Genomic DNA, 16,491 nt, shown 5'->3' on the forward strand with positions numbered 1-16,491 from the left:
GTAGTTTGGCAGCATGAACAGCGGGCCGCCTGACGACGATATCGAAGCCACGCGGGTCGCCCACGTGAAGGAGCTCCAGGACGAGCTCAGGGCTCGATCGCAGCGTGATCGCGCCTATCTCATCGTGCTCGTCGGCTCGAACGTCGGCGAGATGTTCGAGGTCGAGTTTCCGGAGACCGTCCTGGGCCGCGGGGCAAACGCCACGGTGCGTCTGAACGACGACGGCATCTCGCGTCGCCACGCGCGGCTCGTCCGCGCCGGCAACGACGTGGTGCTGGAAGATCTCAACAGCTCGAACGGCACCTCGGTGAACGGCGAGAACATCAGCCAGCGCATCCTGCGCGACGGCGACAAGATCCGCCTGGGATCGACCACGATCCTCAAGTTCACCTACCACGACCACCTCGACGTCAGCTTCCAGCAGCAGATGATCGACGCGGCGCTGCGGGACGGGCTGACGAAGGCGTTCAACAAGCGCTACTTCCTGAGCCGCCTGGAGACCGAGATCGCCTACGCGAAGCGGCACCGCGCGCCGCTCTCGCTCGTGATGTTCGACGTCGACCACTTCAAGCGCGTGAACGACACGTACGGCCACCTCGCCGGCGACTACGTGCTCACGAAGATCTCGAAGCTGACGATGAACACGGTGCGGACCGAGGACGTCTTCGCGCGTTACGGCGGCGAGGAGTTCGGCGTGATCTGTCGTGGCGTGTCGCTGGGCAACGCGGGCATCCTCGGCGAGCGGCTGCGCTCGGCCGTGGAGACCGCGACGTTCGAGCACGAGGGGACGCGCATCCCGATCACGATCAGCGTCGGCGTCGCCGCGAGCCCGGATCTGCCGGTGGAGACGCCCGAGCAGCTCATCGCCGCCGCCGACGAGGCGCTCTACCAGGCGAAGCGGACGGGCCGAAACCGCGTCCTCCTGAAGCACGGGACAGGCTAGTCAGGCAAGTCGAGCGCGCGTCGTAGCTCGCCGACGAAGGTGCGGACGGCGCGCCGTTGCTCGTCGCCGCTCGCGGCCTGCTCGATGCGCCGCGCGAGTGCGGTGCCGACGACGACGCCATCCGCGCCGCCGGACACCTCGCCCGCCGCGAGCTTCGCGCTCGCGCCGCTGTCGATGCCGAAGCCCACGAGCACAGGTCGATCGAACGCGCGGCGCATCCCCTCGGCGTCACGTGCAGCCGCAGCGAGATCCGACGGGCTCGCCCCTGTCACGCCGGTCATCGAGATCGAGTACACGAACGCGCGCGGCGCGCCGTCGAGCGGCGTCGAAGCGCGCCGGATCGCCTCGATCCGCGCCGCGTGGCTCGTCGGCGAGACGAGCGGCACCACACCGAGCCCCTCGGCCGCACACGCGTCCCGGAGCGGCGCCGCCTCCTCGGGAGGCAGATCCACGACGAGCAGCGCGTCCACGCCGGCCGCTCGCGCGAGCCGCGCGACCTTTGCCTCCCCCACGACGAGCACAGGGTTGTAGTACGTGAACAACACGAGCGGCACCTCCGAGCGAGCGCGCACGCGCGACGCGACGTCGAGCACGCGTTCGAGCGTCGCGCCCGCCGCGATCGCTCGTTGCGCCGCGCGCGCGAGCGTCGGGCCGTCGGCCGTCGGATCACTGAACGGCACACCGAGCTCGAGGAGGTCGGCGCCCGCGTCGATCGCTTCGAGCGCGAGGAACCCCGACGCTTCGAGCGACGGATCTCCGACGCAGAGGTACACGCAGAGCGCCTTCCGGCCCGCGCGCCGGAGCTCGACGAAGCGCTGATCGATCCGGTGCATCACTTCCCTCCGCCGTAAGCCGTGATCGTGTCCAGGTCCTTGTCGCCGCGACCCGAGAGGCACACGAGCATCCGCGCGGGCCGCCCCCGCGCCTCGGCCTCGCGCCGCGCGATCGCCCCGAGCGCGGCGAACGCGTGCGCCGTCTCCAGCGCGACCACGATGCCCTCCGCGCGCGCCACCTCGCGCGCCGCATCCAGCGCCTCCGTGTCCGTCGCGGAGACGTACGTCGCGCGCCCTGTGTCGCGGAGCCGCGCGTGCTCCGGCCCCACGCCCGGATAGTCGAGCCCCGCGCTCACCGAGTGCGCTTCGATCACCTGCCCCGCGTCGTCGCAGAGTACATACGTCTTCGCTCCGTGCAGCACGCCGACGCGCCCGCGCGAGAGCGTCGCCGCGTGCTTGTCCGTATCGAGCCCGAGCCCCGCGGCCTCGACGCCGTAGAGCGACACGCTCGTATCGCCCTCGAACGCCTTGAAGATCCCGATCGCGTTCGATCCGCCGCCCACGCACGCGACGACGGCGTCCGGCAGCGCCCCGCGATCGAGGCACGACGCGCGCGCCTCGTCGCCGATGATCCTTTGCAGCGACGCGACGAGCGTTGGATACGGATGCGGCCCTGCCGCGCTGCCGACGCAGTAGTACGTCGTCCGCACGTTCGTCACCCAGTCGCGCAGCGCCTCGTTCATCGCGTCCTTCAGCGTCCGCGACCCCGACTCCACCGGCACCACGCGCGCCCCGAGCAGCCGCATGCGCGCGACGTTCGGCGCCTGCCGCTCCATGTCGAGCGCGCCCTGGTAGACCTCGCACGGAAGGCCGAGCAGCGCCGCCGCCGTCGCCGTCGCCACGCCGTGCTGCCCGGCTCCCGTCTCCGCGATGATCCGCGTCTTGCCCATCGCCTTCGCGAGCAAGAGCTGGCCGAGCGCGTTGTTGATCTTGTGCGCCCCCGTGTGACAGAGGTCCTCGCGCTTGAGCAGGAGCTCCGCGATCGCGTCGCCGTCGGGATCGATCCGCCGCGCGAGCCGCTTCGCCTCCGTCAGGGGCGTCGGCCGCCCGACGTAGCTCCGCAAGAGCTCGTGGAGCTCCCCCTGGAACGCCGGCGTCGGAAGGACGTCCTGCCGCGCCCGATCGAGCTCTTCGAGCGCGGGCACGAGCGTCTCTGCGACGAAGCGCCCTCCGAACGGTCCGAAGTAACCTGCGCCAAGCACGCGACAAGCCTGCTCGCCCGTGTGTTACCGGGCGAGCAGGTCCTTCCTGAAACGCGCGTCGAGCGCCCCCCGTGGCGAGGACGTCACCAGACGGAACAAACCTTGGCCGGGTGCATCGGCGTGCCCTCGGCGCACGAGAACGCCTGGGCGAACTCGGGCGTGTTCACGAGCGGACCGTTCACACGGAAGCGGGGCGCCGAGTGCGTGTTCGTCTTCGCGTGGAGCCGCGCGTACTCGTCGCGGCTCTTGGCGCACCAGGCCTGCGCGTGCGCCAGGAAGAACTGCTGATCCTCGGTGAAGCCGCCGGCGACGGTCATGTTCGCCGCGCCCTTGCGCATCTCGCGGTAGGCCATGAACGCGAGCCGGAGGCCGCCGAGATCCGCGATGTTCTCGCCGAGCGTGAGCTTGCCGTTGAGCTTCACGCCGGGCAGCGGCTCGTACTTCGAGTACTGCTCCTCGACGCACGTCGTCTTCTTCTTGAAGAGCTCCCCGACGGACGGCTCCCACCAGTTCTCGAGGTTGCCGTTGCCCGCGTACTGCGATCCCTCGTCGTCGAAGCCGTGCGTGAGCTCGTGGCCCACGACCATGCCCATGCCGCCGAGGTTCACCTGGATCGCCGCCTTCACGTCGTAGAACGGCGGCTGCAGGATCCCGGCCGGGAAGACCATGTGGTTCTTCTGCGGGTCGTAGTACGCGTTCACCATCGGAGGGCTCATCTGCCACTCCTCGCGGTCGACGGGCTTGCCGATCTTGGCGAGCCTGCGCTTCTGCTCGAACGTGCCTGCGGCCATCGCGTTCTTCCCGTAGCTCTTGCGGTCGACCTCGAAGTCGTAGCTGCGCCACTTCGCCGGGTACCCGATGAGGTAGGCCATGGAGGAGAGCTTGGCGAGCGCGCGCTCCTTCGTCTTGTCGTCCATCCAGTCGAGCGAGCGCACGCGCACGCCGAAGGCCTTGCTGATCTCCTGCACCATCTGCTCGGCGGCGCGCTTCGAGTCGCCCGCGAAGTGGCTCGCCACGAAGGGCTGCGCGACGAGCTCGCCGAGCGCGTGATCCGTCGCGTCGACGCAGCGCTTCCAGCGCGGCTTCTGCTCCTTCAGGCCGAAGAGGCGGGCGCGGAAGGCGAACGCCTCGTCGACGAACGGCTTCGACAGCTCGTCGGCCGACGCGCGCACGATCATCCACGTCAGGTAGCTCTGCCAGACGTCGGCCTTCACCGACCCGAGCAGCTTGTCGATGCCCTCGAAGAACGGGATCGACGTCAGGTTCGCCTGCTTCACGTCCGAGATCCCGAGCGCCTTGAAGTACGCATCCCAGGGGAACGCCGGCGCCTTCTTGGCGAGATCCGCGCGGCTCACCATGTTGTAGATGCCCTTCGGATCGCGGCGCTCCACGCGCGTCTTCGAGACCTTGGCGATGTCGGTCTCGAGCGCGAGCACGTTCGCCGCAGCCTTCTTCGCGTCGGCCTCGGCGAGCCCGGCGAGCTTCAACATGCGCTCGACGTGGGCCACGTAGTCGGCGCGGAGCTTCTTCGAGTCGTCGTCGTCCTTCGTGTAGTAGTCGCGATCCGGCAGGCCGAGCCCGCCTTGATCGAGCGTGGCGATGACGCGCGTCGCGTCCCCGGGATCCTGCTCGCCCGAGATCCAGAACAGCGGGAAGATGCCCTTGGCGTGCAGGTCGCTGACGAGCGTGGTCACGTCCTTCGCCGAGGCGACCTTCCGCGCGCGATCCACGAGCGGCTTGATCGGCGTGATGCCCGCGGCGTCCACGGACGCCTCATCCATGCACGCGGCGTAGTAGTCGCCGATCTTCTTCGTCGTCGAATCGGGGTTCTTCGCCTTGCCCGCGTCCTCGAGGATCGTCTTCAGCGCGAGCTCGTTGCGCTTGTCGATCTCGCTGAAGCTCCGCACCCAGTTCGCCTCGTCGGAGGGGATCTCCGTCGACTTGAGCCAGCCGCCGCAAGCGAACTGGTAGAAGTCCGTGCAAGCGTTGACGGACTTGTCGAGCGCGGCCCCGTCGAGGCCGACGCTCTCCAGCGAGACCTCGACGGACGGCGGCCCCTTGTCGACGGGCGGAGCGACGGTGGGCACGGGGCCCGCGGTGTTGGTGATGGGCTCGGGCTTGGCCGAACCACACCCAGCGAGGAGGGACATCGCCACGGAGGCGAAGGCGAGGGAAAGCGTGCGCATACGAGTCTCCGGTCGGGGGAGCGGCATCCTAGGACGAACCGCGGAGGTCGCAACGATGGACGTCGCTCCGAAGCCCGTGTGAACCCGCGAGCGTGCGTGAACCGGAGAGGATGTGGAGGGAGGTGTTCGAGACCGCGATCAGCGACGCGAGATTTCTACGCGCCGAGAGCCCCTGCGCACGGCAAAGGCCGCGCCGATCGCGAGGCAAGCGACCCAGCCGAAGGATGGCTCTGAGCCGCTGACGAATCGGCAGCTAGCGTCCGTGCCGCCGCCGTCACTTCCCCCCGCGCCGCCGTTTCCGCCGCTTCCGCCGCTTCCGCCGCCGCCGCCGCTTCCGCCGCCGCCGCCGCCGCCGCTTCCGCCCGCGCCTCCCTCCCCGCCGAGCTCGTAGGCGCCAATGTCGATCGTGCCGACCGTCGTGCGTATCGCGCCGTCGTACGGGTGCACGTAACTAATCTTGGGGGTCAAATCGATCCCGCCGCCCATCCCCGGCGCCTCGCCCGCGTCCACGCAGGGCGAGCCGTCCTTCAGCCGGTAGTTGAACCCGGCCTGGTCGACGAACATCGGATCGCCCTGGAAGTTCTTCCCGAGGTTCGCGTTGCCCTGGTTCGTGAGCGTCCCCGGCCCGACGAAGATGTTGTTCCGGACGACCGCCGGGACGGCGTTCCCGCCGATGTTGAGGAACGTGCCGCCGTTCGGGCGCTCGTTGACGAACGTGTTGTTCACGACGAAGAGCTCGGTGATCGGGTTCGCCCCGTTCGACTCGAGGCCATACGCGACGAGCGAGCTGTTGTCGGTGTTCGGCCCCTGCTGGACGAGGTTGCCGATGAGGAACGTCAGGCCGCCGCTCGGAATGTCGATCTCGTAGCTGCCCGTCCCGTCCTCCTGCGTGAGGCGGTTGTAGAGCACGTGGTTCTCGAGCGCGCGGCTCTTCAGGAGGTGGCCGATCTTCGAGCCGTGCGAGTAGTTGTGCTGGAAGACGAACTTCTTGACGTGGTTGATGTAGAGGTTGTGCGACTGGCCGTCGCCTGCGCCGTTGTTCGCGAACTCGCTGAACTCGATCAGGATCGTGCTGTTCGGGTTGTCGCCCGCGAGGATGCCGTTCTCGTTGTCGTGGAAGTAGCTGTTGCGGACCGTGAGGTTCGTGCCTTCCTGACGGATGCCCGCGCCGTTCTTGTCCGGGACCGCGGCGCCGGTGAACTCGATGTACTCGATCACCGTGTCGTTCCCCGCGATGACCCAGGTCGCCTTGCCGCCCGCGTTTTTCCCCCCCGCGTCGATCTTCGCGACCCCACCCACGCCGCGGATCAAGAGCCCGTTCTTCGACCAGGAGCAAACATCGCCGGTGTAGTCCCCGGCCGCGTCGATGTGGATCCAGTCGCCGTCCTCCGCCGCTGCGATCGCCTGACAAGGCATCGCGTAGTCCTTCCCCGGACCCACGCTGATCGTCCCCGCCGACGCGCTCGTCGCCGCGAGCGCGCAGGGCGCCGCGACGAGAACTGCCACGAGCCCCCTCGAAATTCTCCGCATCGTCATCACCAAGACCTCCTCACGCTTCGTCTGCGCCGTCCGCCGTTCGCGCGGCTTCCTGCGCCGCGCGCCGAGCTTCGCTCACGAACACGCGCATCTTGCGCTCGTCCTTGATCCCCGGCGCGGACTCGACGCCGCTCGCGACGTCGACGCCCCACGGCCGCACGACGCGCACCGCCTCGGCGACGTTGTCGGGCCCGAGCCCGCCCGCGAGCAGGACGCGCCGCGCGCGCGCGAGCTCGACGACGAGCGCAGGATCAACACGCACGCCCGTGCCCCCCTGCTGCCCCGGGACACGCGCGTCGACGAGCAGGAGATCCCCGCCGTACCGCGCCGCGAGCGCGACATCCTCCGCGCCGCCGATGCGCAGCGCCTTGAACGCGCGCGGCCCGAGCGCGTCGATCACCTCGGGCAGTTCGTCGCCATGGAGCTGCACGCGATCGAGCCCGACCTCCGCGACAAGCTCCGCGACGCGCGCCGGATCGAGATCGGCCACGACGCCGACGATCTCCACACGCCCACGCGCCGCGCTCACGAGCGCACGCGCGAGCGTCACGTCGATCCGACGCGGCGATCCAGAAACGAAGTTGAGGCCGATCATGTCGGCGCCCGCGGAGACGGCGGCCTCCACGTCGTCGACCCGCGTAAAACCGCAGATCTTGACGTGGAGGGCCGGGGGCGGCCGGTTCACTCGATGCCGAGGAGCTCTTTGACCTTGGCGATCACCTGAGGCGCCTGGATGGGCTTGGTGATGTACGCGTTCGCGCCGAGCTGCAGCGCGCGTTGCCGGTCTTCCTGCGAGCCCTCGGTCGTGATGATGATGATCGGCGTGTCCTTGTGTACCGGATCCGACCGGACACGCTTGACGAGCTTCAGCCCGTCCATGATCGGCATGTTGATGTCGGTGATGATGACGTCGTACTTCGTCGACGCGAGCTTGCGCAGGCCGTCGACGCCGTCGTCCGCCTCCGTGACGCGCAGGTTCTTGAGCCGCGCGAGCGCGAAGACCAAGAGCTGCCGCATCATGGGCGAATCTTCGACAATCAGGCAGGAGTACTCGGCCATCGATCAGTCCTCCAGGTCGAGGAACGCCTGTACACCAGGCACCTTGCGACCTGCATCGGTGAACAGCCGCGCGCTGACGAGCGCGAGGGCGGCCTGCGCGCCCAGGAGCCGGAACAGCTCACCGTCCTGGTCGTCGAAGGCCGTCTTTTGGGAAAGCGTCCCGAAGATGGCGATGACGCCGATGGGCTGGCCATCGATGAGCAGCGGTACCACCGCCGCGGGGCGCTCGACCGTGCCCTTCGAGACGTCATTCTCGGCGTCGTAGTACAGCTTGCCGGTGGAAAAAGCCCGCCCGATCGGGCCCCCGTCCACCGGTAGGGTCGCGATGTCGGCGAAGCTCTGGCCTTCCGTCGCCACCGCCACGAGCTCTTTCTTGTCGTCCGAGGCGATGTAGACACCGAACCGAGCCGCGCCGAGGAGCTGCGCCAAAAGCTCCTTGATGTTGCGGAGCACGTGGCGAACGTTCGTCGAGGAGTGGAGCTGCGAGGTCGCGACGTAGAGGTTCGCGAGGCTCGCGAGCTCCGACTCCACCTCCTGATGGCGCGAGGTGTAGCGATCGCTCACCGCCTCCATCGCCACCGAGCGCTGGAGCAGCGCGTTCTTCTCTCCCTCGAGCGCCTCGATCTTCCGCACGAGATCCCGCATCGCCGTATCGCTGGCGAGGTGCGCGCGGAGCTTGCCGTTCTCGCTCTCGAGCTCCGAGAGCCGATCACGGAGACGCTCGTTCTCCTTCAGGACCTCTTCGGTCAACTGAGCGCCTTTGCGGAAGAACTGCTGGATGAACAAATCCCGCTCCCTTTTCAGGTCTTCCGGAGGCTGTTCGCTGGGCGCTTTGGATCGCCCTTCGTTGTCGCTCATCGTCTCCCTGGGATCTCCAGCGACCCGGACGGTAGCACGCCCGGCTCGCCGGCAGGAAGGCCCCTTCAATATGGCCGGGCCAAGCTCATTTCTTCCGAGCGCTGGAGGCGAGGGCCGCCCAACGCTCGAGATCCGGGGAAAGAAGGGTCGGCACCCGCCGAAGGGCTCGTACGTCCCGCGCGCCCACGAGCAACATGACGGCCCGCAGCTCGGACTCCACCTGATCGAGGAAGGCGAGCGCACCATCCCGGCCCCCCGAATGGAGCGCCTGCAACACCGGACGAGCGATGCCTGCCGCGTGTGCGCCGAGCGCGAGGGCCTTCGCCACGTCGATGCCGCTCGCCACGCCGCCGGTCGCGATGATGCTCTTGAACCGCGGCCGCGCCTCGCGGGTGATCAGCACCGAGGCCGCCGTCGGCACGCCCCACTCCCGCAACGTCACGCCGAGCGAGCGCTCCTGCCCCGCGGCGCGCGCCGTCTCCACCGCGACCCAGCTCGTGCCGCCCGCGCCCGACACGTCCACGTGCCGCACGCCCGCCTTCGCGAGCTTTTTCGCGGTGCGCGGCCCGATCCCGCAGCCCGTCTCCTTCGCCACGACCGGCACGGGGAGCTCCGCGACGAGCCGCTCGAGGGCCCCGACCACGCCCACGAAATCTCGATCCCCGCCCGGCTGCACGGTCTCCTGCGCCGGGTTCAGGTGCACGCAGAGCGCGTCGGCGCCCACCGCCTCGACGAGCTCCAGGACCTTCGCGGTCTCGAGGCTCTTGGCCTGCACGCCGCCGATGTTGCCGAGCACGAGCGTCGTCGGCGCCACATCGCGCACCATGTACGTCTCGCGGGGCTCGCCCTTCAGGATCGCGCGCTGGCTGCCGAGGCCGAAGCCGTACCCGCGCTCTTCGGCGATCCGCGCGAGCTCCCGGTTGATGCCCCGCGCGCGCTCGGTGCCTCCCGTCATCGCCGCGATCACGAGCGGCACGCGGAGCTTCTTGCCGAGCAACTCGATCGACATGTCGATGTCGTCGACCACGAGCTCGGGCAGCGCGTCGTGCACGAGCTCGACGCCCTCGAACAGCGTCGTCTTCGCGCGGAACCCCACGTCGCCCGTGGCGCACAAATCGATGTGGTCGGCCTTGCGCGAGGAAATCGGCGAGGACTGGTGCGGGAGTGTCTGGAGTTCGGTCATTCGATCCGTCCGCCCCCTCCATGAGGCTTGGCGGTCCACGAATCAAGGGAAAGACGCCCCGACGTTTTCGACGCCGCGCCGCTCCCGCACTAGACTGATCGCATGGATCTCCCCGCTGAACCGAGAGTCCGCTGGATCCTCCATCGCGCCGCGGCCCTGATCGAACAAGGCGCCGAGCCCGTGCGTGGCCTCGTGCTCCCCAACGCCGACTCCTTCCCCGATCCGTTCGACGGATCGCCGAACGCAGTGGCGAAGCTCCTCGCGCGCGTGCAGGCCCTCGCGGGCCTCTCGGATCTCACGGTCGAGCTCACGTTCGTCACGCCCGAAGGCGAGACGATGAGCACGGGTTGCGGCAGCGGCGCTTGTGGCCCCGGCGGCAAGATCGAGGCGCGCCTCGATCGTGTCGGTCGCCGCCCCGACGGCTCGTACGTCGTGGCCGTGGGCACGGGCGAAGTGCGTGATCCCGTGGTCCTCACGACGGCCCTCGTCCGCTCCGTGGCCTGCATGTTCATGACCGAGGCCGACGCGTACGACGGGCTCTCCGCGACCGAGCGCGAGCCCGTCACGGATCTCGCGGGCGTGCTGCTCGGCTTCGGCGTCCTGCTCGCGAACGGATCCCACGTCGTGGTGAAAGGCTGCGGCGGCGCGAAGATCCACTCCGCGACGCGCCTCAGCACGAACGAGCTCACGCTCGCACTCGCGATGTTCTGCAAGCTCTTCGGCACCGACGGCAGGATCGCCGCGCGCCACCTCGATCCCGTCCCGCGCGAGCGCTTCGCGGAGTCCGAGACCTGGGCCCGCGCGAACGCGGCCGTCGTGCGCAGGTTGCGCGAAGATCCGGATGGCATCCGCAGCGACGCGTTCGTCCTCGATCAGGCCGAGGGCTGGATATCGCGCCTCTTCAGCTTCGGCCGCGGCAAGCGCGCGCCCACCGCCGAGGAGACGCTCTCCGAGCTCGAACGATCGATGCGCGTCACCACGCCGAAGAAGACTGTTGATCCCGAGCGCGCCAAGAAGCTCGCCGAGCTCCGCGCGCTCGTGGACGAGACCCTGGAAGGACAATGAGCGGACGACTCTGGGACAAGGGCGGCGCCACCGACGCCGCCATGCTCCGTTACACCTCCCGCGACGACTGGAAGCTCGATCAACGCCTGCTCGCCTACGACCTCGTGGCGACACGCGCGCACGTGCGCGGGCTCCGTCGCATCAACGTCCTCTCGGAAGGCGAGCTCGACGCCATGGAGCGCGCGCTCGCCGAGCTCGTCCGCAGAAACGACGCCGGCGAGCTCGTCCTCACCGAGGCCGACGAGGACGGCCACACCGCGATCGAATCCGCGCTCGTCTCCATGCTCGGCGACACCGGCAAGAAGGTGCACACGGGCCGCAGCCGCAACGATCAGGTCCTCGTGGCGATGCGCCTCTACGAGCGCGACGCGATGGACGAGCTCGACGCGCTCGTGCTCGCCGCCGCCTCCGCGCTCGTCGCGCTCGCGCGTCGCGAGGAGAAGACGCCGCTCCCCGGCTACACGCACCTCCAGCGCGCCGTGCCGAGCTCGGTCGGCCTGTGGGCAGGCTCCTTCGCCGAGGGCCTGCTCGACGCGGTCACCATCGTCCGCGCGGCTCGTGCACTCACCGATCGCTCCCCGCTCGGCGCCGCCGCTGGCTACGGCGTGAACCTCCCGCTCGATCGCGAGGGCGTCGCGCGTGAGCTCGGCTTCGCCGATGTCGCGTGGAACCCGCTCGGCTCGCAGACCTCGCGGGGCATCGTCGAGGCCACGCTCCTCGCCGCCGCGTGGCAGGTCATGGCGATCGTCCGCAGGCTCGCCTGGGACCTCTCCCTCTTCACGACGAGCGAGTTCGGCTTCGTGCGCCTCCCCGACGCGTTCACCACGGGCTCGTCGATCATGCCGCAGAAGCGCAACCCCGACGTCGTCGAGCTCATGCGCGCCGCCTGCTCGATCGTGCAGGGCGCGCTCGCCGAGGTGCAGACCCTCGTCGCGCTCCCGTCCGGATATCACCGCGATCTGCAGCTCACGAAGTCGCCCGTGTTGCGCGGCCTCGACGAGACGCTCGCCACGGTCCGCCTCCTGCCGCGCCTCGTCGAGGGCCTTCGTTTTGACCACGAACGAATGCTCGCCGCGATCACGCCCGAGTGCTTCGCGACCGACCGAGCCGTCGAGCTCGCCGCCTCCGGCATCCCCTTCCGCGAGGCCTATCGCCGCGTCGCCGACGAGATCAAAGCGCTCGCCCAGGGCGATGCGCCGGCGAGCCTCGCCGCGCGTGTCTCGCCGGGAGCACCGGGCGATCTGCGCCTCGACCTGCTCGAAGCGCAGATCGCCTCGCTCAGCGCATCTCGGTAACCGCGTCCGCGCCGCCCACCAGCACCACGTCCGCCATCTCGAGGAAGAGCCCCGTGTCCACGACGCCGGGGATCCCCCGCGCCTCGGCGTGCGTACGCGCCGGATCGTCGAGCGGCGCGAAACGCGTGTCGATGATCCAGTTCATGTTGTCCGTCACGAAGGGAAACCCGTCCGCCTTCTTGCGCACGACGGGCTCGCCGCCGAGGTTCTTGAGGTGCCGCGACGCCGTCGCCACCGCGAACGGCACCACCTCGATCGGGATCGCCGTCCTCGATCCGAGCTTGTTCACGAGCTTCTCCGGCGTCACCAGAATCACGAGCCGCTCGGCCTCGTACGCGACCACGCGCTCGCGCAAGAGCGCGCCGCCGAGGCCCTTCGTCAGCCCAAGCTCCGGCGTCACCTCGTCCGCGCCGTCGAACGCCACGTCGATGCCGTGGATCTCGTCGAGCCCAACGCACTCGATCTGGAGCTTCTTCGCGAGCTCCTCCGAGCGCTTCGAGGTCGGCACGCCCCGCACGCGCAGCCCTCGACGCACACGCTCGCCCAGGCGCTCGATGAACGCTTCTGCGGCGCGTCCCGTGCCGAGGCCAAGCGTCATTCCATCGGCCACATGCGCGAGCGCGGCCTGCGCCACCCGTTCGAGCGCGGCCGGATCCGGACCCTGAGACATCGTCATGCCCCGCCCTTGCTCGATCGCGGCCCGCGCGGCAACCGCGAACGACCTCTCCCCGCGGCCTTCTTCGCCGGCGCCTTTGTGCTCGGCTTCGCGCCGCCTCCCGCACCGTCGAGCGGAGACGGGCAAACGTCGCGCACTCTGCAGCCTTTGCACTCTCTCCCGGACCAGATCCGATCGAACGTCTCCTGCATCTCGTCGAGCAATACGTCGTCGTCCGTCAGGATCCCCGCCTCGAAGTTGCGACGCCCCTCGCCCTTCGCGCCGAGCCCGGCGCCCGTCAGGTTCGCCGATCCCAGGTAAAGCGCCGCGCCGTCGACCGCGATCATCTTGAGGTGCACGCGCGGACAACGACGCATCGCGAGCCCGCCCGCGCGAAGCTCGTCGTGCCGCGCGAACTCCTCACGGAACGCGCGTGACGGAATGCCCGCGTGCAGTAACCGCAGCTCCACCCCGCTCCGCGCGAGCCCCCGGAGCACCTCCAGCAACGACACGTACCGGCCCCGCGCGCGCGCCCGTGTTCCCACGGGCGCCTCCACGCGTAGCTCCTTCACGTTCGCCGTCGCGATCCACACGCTCACGCGCGCCTTCGCGAGCACGCCCTGCACGAGCACGTCGTAATGCGCGCGATCCCTGAGCAGCCTCAGCTCGACGCGCCGGCCGCCCAGGCTCAAGGCGACGTCGCCTCGACCGAGAGGTGCGCCGCGAGGATCGACCGCACGTCGTCCGGCATCGGGCACGACGCCATCACGTCGAGGTTCGTCGTGACGATCGTGTGCTCCACCGTCGCCACGAGCACGGAGCCCTCCTCGCGCAGCATCCGGTACACGAGCGTCGCGCTCCGGTTGCCGAGATGCGCCGTGCTCGTCTCGATCCGGAGCACGTCGCCATAACGCGCAGGCGCGCGGAACGACATGTTCACCTTCACCGCGGGCAAACCCACGCGCCGCTTCACGATGAGGTGCGGATATCCCCTCTCGAGACCCGCGAAAAAGTGCTCCATCGCCTCGTGGGCGAAGCCGAGATAGTGCCCGAAGAAGACGATCCCCGCCGCGTCGACCTCCTCGAACTTGATCGGCCGCACGAAGGCGATCATGGCTTCACGCGAGATCCTCGGCGAGCTTGGTGATCGATGCCGGCCCGAGTTCGGTCCGCGCGATGTACCGCGGATGATCCACGCGCACTGCGACCTTCGCCGTCTTGCCACGGATCGCCGCGATCGCCGCCTCGGAGAGCTTGATCTTGAAGTAGTGCACGGCCGTCGTCCGGTCCGGCATCACGCTCTTCGGATCACTCGTCGCGGCCGCGCGCACGCCGTCGACCTCCACGCTCACGCAGCCTTCGAGGCCCCTGAGCTCGATCAACATGCGGTCGCGGATCACGGCGTCCGGGATCTCCACGAACATCGTTAGGCTGAGCTCGCCCGGGGCCGGGATCAGCTCGTTGTACGTCCCGATCTCGTGCGCGATCCCGCTCTCGTTCGTGATGCGCTCGGTGCGCAGCATCTCCTGGATCTGCAAGAGCACCGAGTCTCGGTTCTCGAACACCGCAGACATCTGCTCGCCGAGCTTCACCCGGCGCGGCCGCTTCTCTTCGATGACGCGCGCCCGGAACCTCGCCCGGATCTGCTCGTAGTCGCCGATGGGCAAGATCTCGCTCCGATCGATCGGTCGCATCGCTCTTCTTTCCTCCAGGATCAAGCTCGTTCGGCCTTCGTCGTGGGTTCGGAGCCCTCGTCTGGCAAGAGCCCGTAGGCGCGCGCGAGGGCCTCGATCGGGTGGAGAACGTGCTTGCCCGTCTCCTTCTCCACGCGGAGCGCTGCCAGCGAACAGTCGCTCACGACCATGTCCGGCGCCGCGTCCGACACGCCGCGCACGAGCTTCTGCGCGTAACGACGCCCCGTCTCGTAGTTCTCCGCCTTCATGCCCCACGTCCCGTCGACGGCCGAGCACTGCTCGATCACACGCACGTCCGTGTTGGGCACGACGCCGAGCACACGCGCGCCAGGAAAACCGACCTTCTGCGCGCGCAGGTGGCAGGCCGCGTGATAGGCGACCGTGCCGAGCTTCTCCGGGAACTCGCGCACGAGCTTCTTCTCGCGGCCGAGCTTCACCAAGAACTCCATGAGGTCGACCGTCGCCGCCGCGACTTCCTTCGCCTCGGGCGTCGGCAAGTACTCCGCCCACTCCTTCTTCATCGTGTAACCGCACGTCGGCCCCGGCACGACGATCGTTCGGCCCGCGCGCACGTGCGGCAGGAGCAGCTCCACGTTGTGGCGGATCTTCTCGGTCGCGGCCTTCACGTCACCGCCGTCGAGGTTCGGCATCCCGCAGCAGGTCAGGCTCGCGCCCGGATCCTCGCCCACGCCCGGGTACCGCACGCGCACGCCGTTGTGCTCGAGCACGCGCACCGCCGCGCGCACCACGCTCGGCACGTTGTACTCGCCGTAGCAGGTCGCAAAGAGCACGACCTCGCCGTGTTTCCCCGCGTTCTCGGCCGGTGCGTGGTCCGCGAGCCACGCGCGGAACGTCTCCCCTGCCATCGGCGGCAGCGGGAACTCCGCCGAGATCCCCGTCACCTTCTCCTGCACCTTGCGCACGAGGCTCGACGCGAGCACGAAGTTCGAGATCGGCGCCATCACGCCCCCGCCCACGGCGCCGATCGCCTGTGGCTCGCCGAGGATCCTGTCGACGAGCGGGATGCCGTCGCGCGCGGCGCGGTTCGCTCGCTCGCGGGCCATGAGCCGCGGGAAGTCGAGCAACTCCGACGAGCCCTCGTCGGGCGTGTACGGGCACTTGATATAACAGAGCTTGCACTGCCAGCAGGCGTCGCTGACGGCCTTGATGTCCGCGTCGTCGATGAGCTCCGCGCCCTCCGCGCGGCCCGAATCGATCGCCTTGTCGACCCGGTTGAACAGCTCCGGGAACGAGCCGCAGTAGTTCACGCACATGCGGCACTCGTGGCAGATCTGGAACGCGCGGCGCAGCTCCGTCTCGAGATCCCGCGCGTCGTAGTAGCGCGGATCGTGCGGGCTCGTCGCCGGCGGGGCCTTGGGCTTGCGGGGGATGACGCTCACGGCTGGCTCTCGTCTCCGGTTCGTCCGGGCAAACAAAAGGGAGGGCGCGCCTCGGACGCGGCAGGCGCGCGGGAGAGCGACGTGTGCCGCTCGCCCGCGCGCCGCGCGCCGCGCTCGCTCAGAAGTCGAGCGTATCGATGGCCTTCGCGAAGCGACCCGCGTGCGACTTCTCGGCCTTCGCGAGCGTCTCGAACCACTCGGCGATGTCGTCGAAGCCCTCCTCGCGGGCCGTCTTCGCCATGCCCGGGTACATCGTCTCGTACTCGTGCGTCTCGCCGGCGACGGCGGCCTTGAGGTTCTTCTCCGTGTTGCCGATCGGCAGGCCCGTGGCCGGATCGCCGACCGCCTTCAGGTAGTCGAGGTGGCCGTGCGCGTGGCCCGTCTCGCCGTCAGCCGTGTCCTTGAACAGGCCCGCGATCTCGGGGCGCCCTTCCACGTCCGCGACCTTGGCGAAGTAGAGATAGCGGCGATTCGCCTGCGACTCGCCGGCAAACGCGTCCTTCAAGTTCTGGTGGGTTCTGGTTCCTGCGAGGTTCGCCATGGTGATCTCGTCTCCTTCGTGCTGCCAACGATGGGAAGGAA

Annotated in this window: 17 protein-coding genes; 3 read left to right on the plus strand and 14 right to left on the minus strand. The window is 69.1% G+C overall.

Annotated elements, in window-relative coordinates; genetic code table 11:
• Positions 1-13: 13 nt before the first annotated feature.
• A complete protein-coding gene (locus tag E8A74_RS08030) occupies positions 14-943 on the plus strand; it encodes a GGDEF domain-containing protein (RefSeq protein ID WP_136928349.1) in 930 nt (309 codons plus the stop codon).
• Here E8A74_RS08030 and trpA read toward each other — a convergent pair.
• The 8 genes from trpA to fni form a co-directional block, all read right to left on the minus strand.
• Positions 940-1,776 carry a tryptophan synthase subunit alpha gene (gene trpA, locus E8A74_RS08035; protein WP_136928350.1) on the minus strand — a complete coding sequence of 279 codons (837 nt, stop codon included), beginning with the start codon at positions 1,774-1,776 and terminating at the stop codon, positions 940-942. The two genes, E8A74_RS08030 and trpA, sit on opposite strands and share 4 nt — an antisense overlap.
• Positions 1,776-2,978 carry a tryptophan synthase subunit beta gene (gene trpB, locus E8A74_RS08040; protein WP_136928351.1) on the minus strand — a complete coding sequence of 401 codons (1,203 nt, stop codon included), beginning with the start codon at positions 2,976-2,978 and terminating at the stop codon, positions 1,776-1,778. The genes trpA and trpB overlap by 1 nt, the downstream gene beginning before the upstream one ends.
• 83 nt (positions 2,979-3,061) lie before the next feature.
• A complete protein-coding gene (locus tag E8A74_RS08045; protein ID WP_136928352.1) occupies positions 3,062-5,164 on the minus strand; it encodes a M13 family metallopeptidase in 2,103 nt (700 codons plus the stop codon).
• Positions 5,165-5,302: 138 nt separating this feature from the next.
• Positions 5,303-6,670: a right-handed parallel beta-helix repeat-containing protein gene (locus E8A74_RS08050; RefSeq protein WP_136928353.1), complete on the minus strand. Its 1,368-nt coding sequence runs from the start codon at positions 6,668-6,670 to the stop codon at positions 5,303-5,305.
• A gap of 43 nt (positions 6,671-6,713) precedes the next feature.
• On the minus strand, positions 6,714-7,385 hold the full coding sequence (locus E8A74_RS08055; protein ID WP_136928354.1) for a phosphoribosylanthranilate isomerase: 672 nt from the start codon (positions 7,383-7,385) through the stop codon (positions 6,714-6,716).
• Entirely contained in the window at positions 7,382-7,759 is a 378-nt protein-coding gene (locus E8A74_RS08060) for a response regulator (protein WP_136928355.1), read from the minus strand. Before E8A74_RS08060 ends, E8A74_RS08055 begins: the two co-directional genes overlap by 4 nt.
• A 3-nt stretch (positions 7,760-7,762) precedes the next feature.
• Entirely contained in the window at positions 7,763-8,617 is an 855-nt protein-coding gene (locus tag E8A74_RS08065; RefSeq protein ID WP_136928356.1) for a GAF domain-containing protein, read from the minus strand.
• Positions 8,618-8,702: 85 nt separating this feature from the next.
• Entirely contained in the window at positions 8,703-9,800 is a 1,098-nt protein-coding gene (gene fni / locus E8A74_RS08070; RefSeq protein WP_136928357.1) for a type 2 isopentenyl-diphosphate Delta-isomerase, read from the minus strand.
• Between the two features lie 102 nt (positions 9,801-9,902).
• On the opposite strand from fni, the gene E8A74_RS08075 reads away from it, so the two are divergent.
• Both E8A74_RS08075 and argH read left to right on the plus strand, forming a co-directional pair.
• A complete protein-coding gene (locus tag E8A74_RS08075; RefSeq protein ID WP_136928358.1) occupies positions 9,903-10,865 on the plus strand; it encodes a hypothetical protein in 963 nt (320 codons plus the stop codon).
• Positions 10,862-12,160: an argininosuccinate lyase gene (gene argH, locus E8A74_RS08080; protein ID WP_136928359.1), complete on the plus strand. Its 1,299-nt coding sequence runs from the start codon at positions 10,862-10,864 to the stop codon at positions 12,158-12,160. Before E8A74_RS08075 ends, argH begins: the two co-directional genes overlap by 4 nt.
• Here the strand turns inward: argH and rpiA are convergent.
• The 6 genes from rpiA to E8A74_RS08110 all read right to left on the minus strand — a co-directional run bounded on the left by rpiA (position 12,144) and on the right by E8A74_RS08110 (position 16,450).
• Positions 12,144-12,836 (minus strand): ribose-5-phosphate isomerase RpiA, encoded by a 693-nt coding sequence (gene rpiA, locus E8A74_RS08085; RefSeq protein ID WP_232379433.1) that lies wholly within the window; start codon positions 12,834-12,836, stop codon positions 12,144-12,146. The two genes, argH and rpiA, sit on opposite strands and share 17 nt — an antisense overlap.
• Positions 12,833-13,507 carry a phospholipase D family protein gene (locus tag E8A74_RS08090; protein WP_232379434.1) on the minus strand — a complete coding sequence of 225 codons (675 nt, stop codon included), beginning with the start codon at positions 13,505-13,507 and terminating at the stop codon, positions 12,833-12,835. The genes rpiA and E8A74_RS08090 overlap by 4 nt, the downstream gene beginning before the upstream one ends.
• Positions 13,504-13,929, minus strand: a complete 426-nt coding sequence (locus E8A74_RS08095; protein ID WP_136928361.1) for an acyl-CoA thioesterase — start codon at positions 13,927-13,929, stop codon at positions 13,504-13,506. Before E8A74_RS08095 ends, E8A74_RS08090 begins: the two co-directional genes overlap by 4 nt.
• A gap of 4 nt (positions 13,930-13,933) precedes the next feature.
• The gene (locus E8A74_RS08100; RefSeq protein ID WP_136928362.1) at positions 13,934-14,509 is read right to left on the minus strand and encodes a DUF3501 family protein; all 576 of its coding nucleotides are present in this window, start codon (positions 14,507-14,509) and stop codon (positions 13,934-13,936) included.
• Positions 14,510-14,529: 20 nt separating this feature from the next.
• Complete coding sequence (locus E8A74_RS08105) at positions 14,530-15,909, minus strand: heterodisulfide reductase-related iron-sulfur binding cluster (protein WP_136928363.1); 1,380 nt, start codon at positions 15,907-15,909, stop codon at positions 14,530-14,532.
• 118 nt (positions 15,910-16,027) lie between these two features.
• Entirely contained in the window at positions 16,028-16,450 is a 423-nt protein-coding gene (locus E8A74_RS08110; protein WP_136928364.1) for a rubrerythrin family protein, read from the minus strand.
• Between the last annotated feature and the right edge of the window lie 41 nt (positions 16,451-16,491).

The sequence above is a fragment of the Polyangium fumosum genome, from assembly GCF_005144585.1.
Classification (GTDB): Bacteria; Myxococcota_A; Polyangia; order Polyangiales; family Polyangiaceae; genus Polyangium; species Polyangium fumosum.